The organism is Wenyingzhuangia fucanilytica, from assembly GCF_001697185.1.
Lineage (GTDB): Bacteria > Bacteroidota > Bacteroidia > Flavobacteriales > Flavobacteriaceae > Wenyingzhuangia > Wenyingzhuangia fucanilytica.
In genome coordinates this window covers 647,663-661,247 of the sequence record NZ_CP014224.1, presented here as the reverse complement: position 1 = coordinate 661,247, position 13,585 = coordinate 647,663, and the positions used below count along the sequence as shown (strand labels likewise).

Sequence of the window (13,585 nt, the reverse complement as noted above, 5' to 3'; positions counted from 1 at the left end):
AGTTACAAAACCATATTTTTTCCGCCATTAATACTTTTTTATAATTTGATGATTTTATCTTGATAAACTTTACCATTATTAGTAACTCTTACCATGTACATACCACTTTTTAAATTTGAAACCGACACATCTTGCAAGGCATTCGCATTATTGATTGATTTAACAGTTGCTCCTAAAAGGTTGTATATAACAATATTACTTCCTGCAGGACTATTAATGCTTAATGTTTCCTTAGTTGGGTTTGGATAAACGGCTACATCTTCTAAAGTATTTTTTTCTACACTCAAAGTTGCAGCTGGCACAAAACTTATATTATCAACATAAACAATAGAACCTACCGTTGGCGTACTTATAAAATTGATATTACTCCAAAAACCTGTACCAGCATCATGAGTAGTACTAAAATTAACTTCTACTTTTGTCCATGTATTTATAGGAAGTCCCGTAAGATTAAAATCCGCAATCCTAGAATTTTCCAATGTCATTCTAAATGTACCTGAACCTTCTGTAATTCCTGTTCCAGTTATATAGAACCATGCAACTGCAGTATATTGGTCCGCAACAGTGATCTCCACCTTACCTTCATTCCCTTGAGATCTCCACGTTTGAAGTTTTCCTCCATCAGCTGTTATTGTAAAATCATTTTTCATACTGTAAGTCCCAGATTGTGCTTGTTCAGAAGATAGTTCAAAACCTGCAACTTGTCTCCAAGCAGTAACAATATCTGTACCTCCATCACACCAAGAAGAATTACAGTTAACTCCACCGTCTAATTCAAAATCCCAAGCATCGGTATTATAATTTGCTTGTGCGCTCATTTGGATTCCTGTAAATGCAACAGCAAGTGCAACAAGGAATCTTTTTTTTAGTAATTGTTTTTTCATAAAAATTATTAATTAGTTATAGTTTTGTCTGCAATGTAGTTTGATACATAAAATCTCATATGTCTATAGGTAAATTTCATGTGCCTATTAATACATAAACTTTATCTATACCTATATTTAAGCTATTCAACTACTAACTTTCTGGTACTTACCTGTCCATCAAAAGAAAACTTAATAATATATATTCCTTTAGATAAATTTAAAATTGGCAACTCAAAATGGTCTTTAGTACTTGTTATTGAATTTATTTCGTTGCCTTGCACACTATAAATAGTTATTTTGCTGTTGACAGGACACCAAACATTTAGCAAATCTTTGGCAGGATTTGGAAATATTTTAATATCTCCTAAAGTACTCTCCGTTATTAACAAGGCACTATTGGTTACACTAATGCCATCAATATAAAAAGTGCCTTTACCACCCCCATACTCGGGACTATTGTTAACTTGAATTTTAAAATTTGAATTCACTGCCGGTGTTTCTAAAACAAAATCTTGATTAAGTGCCACCCATTGGTCTTTAGGTACGTCCGTTAAGTCCCATTTAAGAACCGTAAATGGTTCGTCTATATAGGTATGGAAACTTGACATAGTAGCATCAGCATCTACCCAAACATTTAGCGCCAAATTATATTTTCCTGTATCTAAATTTAAAAATGCATTTTCTATAGTTTCTATTTTAGACACATAGGGTATCACTTCATTTATCTCAGGCTCTATTTTAATGTCATCAATATAAACTGTACCTGAACCTGAAGATGGTAATCCCGTAAATTGAATTATTACCCAATTATTCAATTGTTCCTCCCCTAAAGCAACTGTGAAGGGCACAGTAAGTTTAACCCATTGATTTTTTGCAACTCCATCTAGAGTAAACGTTGGAAATACTGGTGCTGCTGTTGGTGAAATTATCAACCCAGAAGGTACTTCACCCTCCAAATAAACCATAACTGTGGCATTGTAATTTCCTTCCGTTAATGCAAAAGTACCGTTGGATGTTCCTGAATTCCGGTAGGTTTGAAGTTTAGGTGAATTAGATAACGGATAATGCAACGTGGCCTTCATACTTTTTAAACCAGAAGCAACAATAGAAGTTTCTTCAGTAAATCCTATTGTTTGAGTCCAATCTGCAATTGAAGTTTCTTCAAAGCCAAAATCAATAGGATCTAAAATTTGAGATGATATTTGGTTCAATCCAAAAAAAAACAAAAACAGTGTTATCTTATATAATTCTCTCATCACTTTAATTTGATAAAGGTGCTGTAAGTTCAATATCAATAAATCGGAACAATCCACATGGAATATCAATTTCTATCTCTGAAGAGTTTGATACACTAAATATTTTTCCTTCTAAAAGATCTGTCATTTTAGAAGGTCTAACTGTATTAAACCTTACTTTTGCAATCTTACGGCTAGGATTGATATACCCCCCATCAATAATGGTTAACCTTAAATGAGTCGGGCTAGTTTGTGCTACTACCCAAGCAACACCTCCTGTTACCGTTAATGGAATTTTTGTAGCACCATCTTCAATATCTGCCTTAATAGTTTTGTGATACTGGTCTGCAGAAAATTGTGCTCCAGTACTAGAGTAATAATAGCGTCCATCTGTAAAATGCTCCTTCATTATCGTATTATACAAAGGATGTAGGTTATCTTTTAAAGGTGCTCTTATAGCTCCGGTATCTGCGTAAATTCCAGTTTGTGGCGGTGTTATTAAAACCATACCATTTTCATAAGACGGTAAAAAGTTTAAACGACGTTCTTTAACACATGCTGCATAATTTGAAAAATCCCAAGAATTTGTAGGTGCACCAGGCCACGACCCATTCATTCTACTAAACACAAAAGGATTGTTATCCTCATAATCCTGATCAAATTTTGTGAGCCATTTAGTGTCTGTCCCCTCTTTTAAATAATGAGTATCTGGATTGACCATACTTAAATGCACTGGAGAAAAACTTACTATTTCTGAACGTTTTGGAACAAATAACGCTCCCTTTGCAAGTAATTGCTCAAACAAGACAGGTTTCACAAAATTATCAAAATACTGTGCACCACTAGCTGCGGCATATACCAATTGTCTTAGAAATGCATTATCCAACTGTTGGTATGAGTATTGACGCAAGCGATCATAACTCATATTATCAGGAACTGCTCTGGATCCCCAACTGTCTACAGCACCACTTGCCCAAACTCCCATTCTGCCCGAAAGGCTTAGATCCATAGTTTTATCGCTAGTCTCTTCCATAGAAGGCACAAAAACATGTGCAAATTCACCTGATAATAACCTTGACCATTGTGGCAAATAAGCATTTCCCTGCCAAAAAATATTTTTTGATCTTATAAATAAACTCAAATTTTTATTATCTCCATAAGTTGCTAATGGATAAAAAAGATCATCCATTACAAACTGGAAATCATCAGTATGATCTTCCAATTCGGGATAAATAAGTGCTGTTTTTCTACCTGCCGCAAAATCAATAACTTTTTTGGTGGTTTCTAGACTATAATAATAAGGATCATTACCATGACCTCCCCAATATGAAATACCGTTTTCATCAAAATTAGACTGCATATTACTAACCACCTGGTCTTCAGTTAAGATATATTTTTTTCTTTTATCTCTTTTATCTCTATACCTGTCATTTTCCATTGCATCCCTATTCCAAGTAGCCCCGTCTTGAACCGTAGTAAACCAATTTTGAGGTATAAATTTTGGGGCATTATAAACACTTGTATTAATGTTTTTAAAATTTTCATATAACAAATAAATATCATGTGGATTTCTTTCCCATGATGGTTTTGTGAAATTTGCTAAATTAGCAGTCAATTTGGTGGTGTTATTAAGTATCGCTTTAATTTTTCCTGGTGGCGATAAATTTTTAAAAGCATCCTTCCATCCTGGATTATTAGTATTAATTACATGGATGGCACTTCCTCCACTTTGTGCACTTGCCAAAATAATTTTATTGTTTACAGGCTCCTTCCACATATCATTGAATGCAAAATTAGAAGTTATAACTTCCGCTTTAGAAAGATCCATATCAGGTGCTACCAAAATAATGTTTGGACCATGTAAAAGGAAATATTTATAGCTTGATCCATCTGGTATAACTTCTGGTTGCACCACACTATAAGAAAAATTACCTACTTTACTTTTTATCGTATTAATATCCATGATTGCTTGTGGTTCAGATACATCAAACGGATTCATTTGAACAAAACGAGTGCTTCCTATATGGCCACTTGTTCCCATAATAACTTTTTGAGCCCCATCTATATCCACAATACGCATATCTCCAATGGGCTTGGCTATGTTAATTTTTGCGAATGACGTTGGTGATTCTCCCAAAACCTCGAAAAAATACATATAGCCAGATATCTGAATATTGTTATTTGCTCCTGAAATGGCCAACATATCCGTACCATCGGCTTTTTTTAGTTTTCTAAGAAAATTGGTAACATGGGTATTTGATGGTGCAGTAACATCTCCCCAAGTTTTATTTTTAGAATATGTTGAAGCTTCCAAAGTCTGTTTTAAAGTTCCATCAGCACTTAAGTAATACACGTTTTTATCATAACCTCCACAAACCACATATGGAATATCATCCTTTTTAACAACACAAACCCCATACATAGGCGCATCATTTACTTTAAATTCCCATAAAATTTTCCCCAGACTGTTTAAACAATAAAGTGTTCCGTTGGCATTTGCTGCGAATATTTCATCTACTCCATCGTCATTTATATCTTCGCACCACAAATCGTGATTCATAAACCCCGATAATTTGTTCTCCCAAAGGATCGTACCATCATAACCAACCCCTAAAACGATACCTTCATAACTACTCGCTACAATATAAGCTCCTAAAGATGATACCGAAGAACGTACTTTTGAAATAGTATGACCAGTTTCAATACTATATAAACCTGAATCCTTAAATGTGTTGGATAGACTATATTTTAAGCTATAAGTTCCTGGAGATGCTTTTTCGTTAGTAAACGACCAATTTTCAGCGTTCTCTGAAGACCATCCTGATTCTGCACTTTCAAAACCATAGTAATTTTTATTTAAAGGCAAACTGCCTTGTGCAGTAATTTCAAAAAAGATTGCCAATAAAAAGACTATTGGATGTAAAGTAAAATTATTTTTCATTATGTTAAGTTTTATTTTTAAATAAAACTACTAATGCACATAACAAAAAACATGTCTTAAAATTTATATTATGTTACTAAACGTAAAAATAATATAGTAGAGTAGTAGAGCTAAAGGCTTTTATTTTCAAGTTTCATTTTCATCTAAAAGTATTAGGAAGATTTATATTTTTCTTTTAAATCTGAAACATACTTACTTGGAGCAATACCATATTGCTCCTTAAACAATCTACTAAAATGTGATCTACTTTTAAAACCTGTCATAATACACACCTCTGTAATAGATACATCTTTTTGCACTAGAAATCCAGCCGCTTTTTTAAGTCTATACTCCTTAATAACCTCAAACGGCGTTAAGTTGGTAAGCGCTTTTACCTTTTGGTAAAAATGAGTTCTGTTTAGATAGAGTTCTTTTGTAAGATCGTTTAAATTTAAATCTTGATTATCAAGGTTTTCTTCAATGATATTATAAAATTTCTCCAAGAAAGCATTGTCATTTCTATTATTTAAATTATTTTCTTTAGAAAGCGGAATCCCTATTTGAAAACGCTCACGCAATTGTTTGCGATTATTTAATAAAGTTTCTGTTCTAGTTATAAGTAATTGCAGGTTAAACGGTTTTTTAATATAAGCATCTGCACCATCACGAATACCCTTAATTTTATCTTCAATATTTGTAAGAGCTGTTAATAGTATAACGGGAATATGACTTGTTTTTATTTCAGATTTTATTTTTCTGCACAAATCCATCCCATTCAACTCGGGCATTTGCACATCGCTTATAACAATATCTGGCCATTCATCTTCCATGGCATCCAAACATTCCTGACCATTGCTAAATGTTTTTAATTTATAATATTTTGAAAGTGTTTTTGATACATAGTTTCTCATATCTGAATTATCTTCAGCATAAAAAATTAGAGCGTCAGAAAAATTAACATCTATCTCTATATTTGAAGGATTATTCTGTGGCAACAATTGAGTTTCAAATTCAAATCCTTTTTCAGCCATGAGCATAACCTTTTCTACTTTTGGTTGGTTTTTAGCAGTTTCCTGTTTAACGATTGGTAAACGAATTTTAATACGGGTCCCCTTACCCAGTTCACTTTCTGCCATGATGTACCCATAGTGCATCTCTACCAATAATTTAGCAAATGCCAAACCAATACCCGAACCGCTTGCATAAACATTATCTTGTTTATGTGATTGATAAAAACGCTCGAAAACATGTGCTAAATCCTCACTATCAATACCTTTACCGGTGTCAGATATACATACTTCTAAATCTTTACCGCTAACACTATACTCAACTTTTATGGTATCATTTTCTTTTGTGTACTTAAAGGCATTACTTAATACGTTATTAAATATCTTTTCTAGTTTATCACAATCAGCCGAGACAACAATGTTGTTTTTGCTACTAATCACTTCTAATGTTTTATTATCGTTCTTAGCTAGAAAATTGAAATCTATAATTAGTTCCTCAACAAATTCATTGAAACAAAACCTTGAATAATTCATTTTTAAAACCTTAGCCTCAGCTTTCTGAAAATCATGTACCTGACTGATTAAATGGTTTAACTTTTTAGATTGACGTTTTACAATGTTTAGTTTTTCTTGAATTTCTGAATTATTTTTAAACTGTTTTAAAAGCATTTTTACGGGCTCCAATATTAAGGTTATTGGGGTTTTTAGCTCGTGTGAAATATTGGAAAAAAATCGAAGTTTCTCGGCATTTATTTGTTCTGCCTGATTTTTTTCTAACTGTTCAATTTTTAGATTATACTGTAAAGCCTGTATTCTTGAAAAGATTTTCACCACTATATAGACAAATAGTATGGCAAATAAAAAATACAATAAGTAAGCATAATCTGTCTTCCAAAACGGAGGTAAAATTTTAATTTTCAAAACTTTGGGTTCTGTCCATTTACCCATAGCGTTTGAAGCCATAACCTCCAAGTCATATTCTCCGGACTGAAGACCATTATAAGATATCGTTTGCTGATGTGACGGCATCTCAATCCAATCTTTATTTATCGGCATTAACCTATATTTTAAATGGTGATTATCTGGATTTGAAAAGTGAAGTGATGTGAGTTTTATTGAAAAAAAGTTTTCATTATATCGAAATTTCAATTCATCTTGATCCGTTAAACGTTTATTGTAAAGTACTCTATTTGCAATGGTGTCTCCCGGAAGAATAATTTCGTTAAAAAGCCTAACTTCATCAAACTCCAAGGTAGGAAGAGCATCATGATCCAACAAATCTTTTGGACTGAAGTAACAAAAACCATCTAACCCTGAGAACAGCATATAACCATTTTTAAGTTTGGTTGAAGCAAATGAAAAATCATCAAACGGCACTCCATCGGACAAATCAAAGTTTTGGAATCGCATTTCTTTAGTGTCAAGTTTATTTAATCCTATATTTGTAGAAATCCATAAATTCTGACTATCGTCATACTGAATACTTTTAACAACATTGTTTGACAGCCCATGTTTTTCAGAATATGGAATAAACTTTGGATTGGTATCACTATCTATAACCTTACAAATACCTCCACCTTCTGTTCCTATCCACAGCTCATCATTTGGCAATCTTAGAATGGAAGTAACAAAATTACTTGAAATGGAAAGATCAACCTTTTTATTTGACACAAATTGCCTTACTTTAGCTTGGTTTAATGGCAAATCCTTTTCAGCATTAATTCTAAATAAACCATCCTTATCTGTTCCTATCCAAACAAAATCATGAAGTGGGTCTGCGTAAATATAACGAGGATACAATAAATCATTATTTTTAAAATACGGATTGTCTTTTAAAATTTCTATTTCTTTAATATCTCCATTTTTAAGCTTTTTAATTTTGACAATTCCTTTTCCTCCAGCAATCCATAAATTACCATAACGATCCTCTGTAGTGGAGAACAATGTGATACCATGAAGACGTTCATCATTAATACCTTCAATTTTGCTCCCCCCCGCCCTTACAAGTTGTAAATCGTACATCGAACTTTTTAACCACGTATTATTATCTTTATCAACAAAAACCGACCGAATATAATCTAACTCTTTCTTTGAAATATCGAATGGAAGAGGCTCAAACTTTTGAGAGTCTGTATTAAACAAAGCTAAACCTCCTCCATGATCCTGTGATAAGTAAGATGCCAAATAAACTCGATGATCATCCAATGGAGAAACAGAAGTTGCTTTATTTGAATGAATACCATATTCATAATCCATTTCTATATTATAGCTCTTAAATGGGTTTTCTTTAACATCGAACCTAAGCAAGCCTGTATTAAATGTTCCATACCAACAAATATTTTTGTGGCCAGCCAATATTGTACTAGACCTTAACAAGCCTTTTTTGGGTTTATAAAACGATAATTTATATGGTTTATTTTCTTTTAACAGGTTCATATTATCAATATGGATCAAACCATTTTTCAAGGAGCCTAACCATAAATTCCCTAAAGTATCTATTGATGCACTTTTATAATTATCCGACCCCAAAGCCTTATGTGAAATTTTAAACTTGTAGATATTGTTATCACTTTTATATCCTACAAAAGCAACTCCCCTTTTCAATATTAAAAGTAAATTTTGATTATCTATTTTGAGTACAGCGTTACAATAGTTAACTTCATCATCAAGAACTCTTTGAAACATCTTAGTTTCTGTATTAAAAATCAATAAACCAACTGATGTTGCAAACAGATAATTATCTTTATCTAAGTTAATACCATCAAAAAACAAGACCGATTTACTATATGTCTTTTTTGACGGAATATATTTATTTATAAACTCCTGATTTTTTTTAAACAAAAGCAAGCCATCACCCTCAGTAGCACAAACTACAATACCTGTTTGTTCATTAAACAAAATTTTACGAACAATTGATTTGGTTGAAGCGAGTTTATTCTGTTTATTGGGATATAAACTTTTGAATTTTTCTGTATTCTGATTATAGATAGAGATTCCATTGTCGGTACCAATCCAAAGATTACTTTTACTATCTTCCGAAATAGTTCTGACACGATTGCTTACCAATATATCTTCTTCTAAAGTGTTTTTATAAGTTTTTAGGTTATAACCATCATACCTATTTAAACCATCGTAAGTACCAATCCATAAATAACCATATGAATCTTCAATCAATGATGTTACCCCGTTGTGTGCCAACCCATCTGATATAGTAAGGTTTTGTTTAGACTTAAGAACGTTGGGTTGAGCAATTACTATATTAAAAGCCGATAGAGCCAGTATTAATGATGTGGTAAGAAACTTAATAAACATGCTTTCAATTTCAGTTTAAAAAAATAGAAGTTTAAATTAACTTTTATTACTAATTAATTATGTATGGTGAAAAATTAAAAATATATTCAAAGGAAAATTGAATAAATCAACTTATATATAAACTATTCAAAAATCTATTTAAAGTAAAACATAGTCGTTTTATATATATTGGTCTCATATGTTCATCTAATTAAATTTAAACTGTAAATTCTCTAACTCTATAAATATAAAAAAAGTACTTGTATAAAACCTTAGCTTAAGACTACTTAACATACTATATTGATTATCAAAAACATTCCATCTACACATCTTTTTTTTAATTACTACTTTAATATAATTACACCCTAAATAAAAAGAACTAGACCGTCAAATTTGCATATTATACATCTTGCCAATGTGCCTCTGTGTGTAATTAATGTGCCTCGTAGTACATACTGTATAACTAAAATAGTCCTTGTTTTTATAAGTATTAGAAAATATGCAAACCACTAGACAACATATTTTAATTATACAACACCATCTATAAAACTATTTTATCACGTACAAAAAACAGACAATCTTCGGCTTTTTATTTATGAGAGACTGTGTTTAATTTTTATACTGATTATTCACTTAATTTAATTTGACATTCTTAAACTGAGGTCTTTTTTCCATAAGTTCTGGATGGCCTCCAGGTGTACTTTATTTCCAGGACACTTCCCTTTAGCATAACCTTGAAAAATCACAAAATAACTTTTAAACATTGATTTCTTTAATTTTGATTTTAGTTTTTTTTAAAATCATTGCATGATAGAATTAATTTGTGTCCACTCGAAATCTATAATATCATTTTGTTGAACTTTTCCTGGTGTACTTCTCCCTTCCTTTATGTATTTTTTCAATAAGTTTTTTAACTCTTTATATTTAATAACATTTTCGGTATATAAATTATTTTTTTCTGAAGGGTCATTCTCTAAATTATACAATTGATACTCTAGTCCCTTTATTTCTGAACTATTTTTTAGTTCTTTATAACCACCATCGTCTTTGCAAAATATTAATTTCCAAGGGCCTTTTCTTATAGAGAAAAACCCACCACTTGAATGATGCACAGTTGCTTCTCTAAAATCGCCATGTATAATTTCATTTTTGAGAATTGGTAACATGCTAAAACTATCTTCTCCTTCATTATTTTGTAACTTATAATTTACAATATCTGCACAAGTAGCCATAAAATCAGTAGTACAAATGGTTTGATTAGAAATAGTATTTGGTTTTATAACGCCTGTCCATTTTGCTATGAAAGGTACACGATGCCCTCCCTCAAAAATAGTTGCTTTCAAACCTCTATAGCCTGCACTTGGATCATGGCCTTTATCTTTTAAGGCTTTAAAATTAGCTTTTCCCGAAGTTCCATTATCACTAGTAAAAATGATTAATGTGTTATTTTCCATTCCTTGTGCTTTTACGATATCAAATATTTTACCAACATAGGCATCAACCATCATCACAAAATCACCGTAAGGATTTAATCCAGACTTGCCTTGAAATTCCTTGGTCGGCAATATTGGTGTATGTGGAGAAGGCAATGGAACATATAAAAAAAAAGGCTTTTTGCTATTTTTTTTACTTTCAATATATTTTACTGATCTATTGATAAAGTTTGGCAATACTTGTTCATGTTCGAAATCATCGGCTACTGGCCCTTTTCTCCAAAACCCGTAACCCTTGTTACCATTAGCAATGGTTTCTGATTTTGCGGTTGGCTTACTATTTTCTACATAAATATATGGCGCCATATCTAAAGACCCACAAATACCGTATGCATAATCAAAACCTAAATCGTTTGGCGTATGCGAAACAGGTTTGGAAAAATCATAACTATCTTTTCCTTTAACATTTGGCTTTTCTGCCCAGTCCCATCCCAAATGCCACTTTCCAATAAAAGCGGTATCATAACCTTGCTTTTTTAATAATGAAGCTACCGTAGTTCTATTTTTTGGAATAAGTGCTTTAGATGTGCCATTTAAAACACCTTTCTTTAGTGTGGTTCTCCAATTATAGCGACCTGTCATGATACCATATCGAGTAGGTGTGCACACAGATGAAGATGTATGTGCATCTGTAAAGCGCATACCTTCGAGAGCTAATTGATCTAAATTAGGGGTTTTAATCTTTCCATTTTTATTAAAAACTTGAACATCTCCAATTCCTAAGTCATCTGCAAGAATATATATGATGTTTGGTTTTTCGACAGCTTTTTCAGAAATATTCTGAGCATAGCATGCTGTATAGAAAAGTGTACTGATTACAATAGTACTGATTTTTAAACTTGAACTCTTTTTAAAACTTATCATTATCGTTATAAAACTGTATATTATTTAAGGGATATTACTACTTTAAAATAGCATCTAATTGACCATCATTTTTTTATCATCTTCCTTTTCATTTATTTTAAAATATGGGTGCTGTTATTTTCCAATTCATGAAATTTCACATTCTTAGTACCCCATATAGTGTTGTTCCAGAAGCTTCATATACTAAAAACTAGTACTGATAAAAAAGTGAGCAATAGATATTATGATATAAATCTCATCTATGTTCTTATTAAAAGTTAAACTTATTTAGGTGTCCTGTTTTCTATTTCAAAATTGACTATGATTAAAAGACGATAGTCTTTTTAAATATAACGGGGGTCATGTCTTTCTGCTCTATTAGAGTTTTAATAATAGCTGTTTCTCCTTTTTTGAACTTTTTAACCGAGGTTAATTTTATTTTATTTTTTTCAAAAGGTTCAATAGATGGTATTTTAGATGATGCTAAAATTTCTTCCTTTTCTGAATTGTTTACGAGAATAACTTTTAAACATGATTTTTTTGAAGCGACTTGTCCGAAGTTTTCAACATCAACTTCAATAGTTGTTCTATTTTCTGTTTGAATAAATTTTGGTAATCTAGAAGATAAAATAGGAACTTCATAATCTACTTTTGGCAATCTAGAATAGCCATATATCAATTTGCCATTGATTGATTTACCCAATAATTTACCAGCAAAATTAGTTTTAGTAAACCCGTTGCCTTTGCCGTTAAAAGTCACTATGACATCTTTACCAGAATTTTCAGTTTTTAGCACTTTACTACCTCTACCAAAATTGACTTCTTCTGAAGCACCAAATCTTAAAGAATTGATATCTATATCTTTTTGTGGATTAAAATCATCCTCAGCAAGAATTCTAACCCTGATTTCTTTGGTATCTGCATTGATATTTTTTTTGTTTTCAACTTTTATGAGAAGACCCTTGTTGAGCGGTACGGCAATCCATTTAGAACTGTGATTATCGTTCCCTAAATCTGAATGTTTCAAAGTATCGATAACCGCAAAATTTGCTTGATACGCTCTTCCATAGTTATCTTGATTCAGTTTAACACGTTCGTATTTAAACCAATCTTCATTTACACCATTTTCATGTTTTGAAATGTGCCCTGGCGCATAAGCTTCTCCAGGATCTACGATCCAATTTACACCGTCTTTAGAGCGCAAGTACCAAGCCATCCTGCCCAACCAATCGTTAACAATCATGTTGTATTGCACGTGGTCTCGCCATACAAATGGATCTTCAAATTTGCCTTCTACTTTTGGGTAATTATTTGTTTCTGAAACGCGATAAAATGTTGAAATCCCATCTTTACTAAACCAAGATTGCCCATGTCTGTTAATCATTAAAAAACTACCATCTTCTCTTTGCGTAAACGTACAATTATGCATGTAATTATGCTGTTTGGTGTTTTTACGGTCTCTATCATCAAATGTGTATTTAGATTTGATCCAAACGCCATTAATACTATCGGATATATAGCGGGCACCAATAACATATACTACATATTTTCCATTTTTTGCGATATACCATTCTGGGTTGTGCCCTTTACCCAAACCTCTACTTTCTTTTACTTGATAAGGACCATAAGAATTATCAGAAACAGCATGTACTAATGTAGATTTCGACCATTCAAAATGACCTTTTTCTGCATTTTCTGGCCACCTACAAACTATTGCATGGTATTTCCCATCTCTGTCTAATTTGGTATTTCCACCCCAATAAGACCAATTTGGGGCTTCTATACCATTATTAATATCACGAGGAATGACATTTTTTGCGCCCCATGTATTGGATGTCATGCCTCCTAAATTTGGCATAAGCATAAATCTGTCCATAAAACGTCCACCGAGGACTAAATTGTTCCATTCTGAAGGTCTTTCTCGCTCAAC

General features: G+C 32.1%; 6 protein-coding genes. All 6 read right to left on the bottom strand.

Annotated features, from left to right (window positions below):
* Positions 1–38: 38 nt before the first annotated feature.
* The gene (locus AXE80_RS02910; RefSeq protein ID WP_068824399.1) at positions 39–884 is read right to left on the bottom strand and encodes a T9SS type A sorting domain-containing protein; all 846 of its coding nucleotides are present in this window, start codon (positions 882–884) and stop codon (positions 39–41) included.
* Positions 885–1,006: 122 nt separating this feature from the next.
* Positions 1,007–2,122 (bottom strand): T9SS type A sorting domain-containing protein, encoded by a 1,116-nt coding sequence (locus tag AXE80_RS02905; protein ID WP_068824398.1) that lies wholly within the window; start codon positions 2,120–2,122, stop codon positions 1,007–1,009.
* Between the two features lie 4 nt (positions 2,123–2,126).
* Complete coding sequence (locus AXE80_RS02900) at positions 2,127–5,042, bottom strand: hypothetical protein (protein ID WP_157359329.1); 2,916 nt, start codon at positions 5,040–5,042, stop codon at positions 2,127–2,129.
* Between the two features lie 152 nt (positions 5,043–5,194).
* Positions 5,195–9,340 (bottom strand): hybrid sensor histidine kinase/response regulator transcription factor, encoded by a 4,146-nt coding sequence (locus tag AXE80_RS02895; protein WP_068824397.1) that lies wholly within the window; start codon positions 9,338–9,340, stop codon positions 5,195–5,197.
* 779 nt (positions 9,341–10,119) lie between these two features.
* Positions 10,120–11,676: a sulfatase family protein gene (locus tag AXE80_RS02890; RefSeq protein WP_068824396.1), complete on the bottom strand. Its 1,557-nt coding sequence runs from the start codon at positions 11,674–11,676 to the stop codon at positions 10,120–10,122.
* Positions 11,677–11,980: 304 nt separating this feature from the next.
* On the bottom strand, positions 11,981–13,495 hold the full coding sequence (locus tag AXE80_RS02885) for a glycoside hydrolase family protein (RefSeq protein WP_237340624.1): 1,515 nt from the start codon (positions 13,493–13,495) through the stop codon (positions 11,981–11,983).
* Positions 13,496–13,585: the final 90 nt, after the last annotated feature.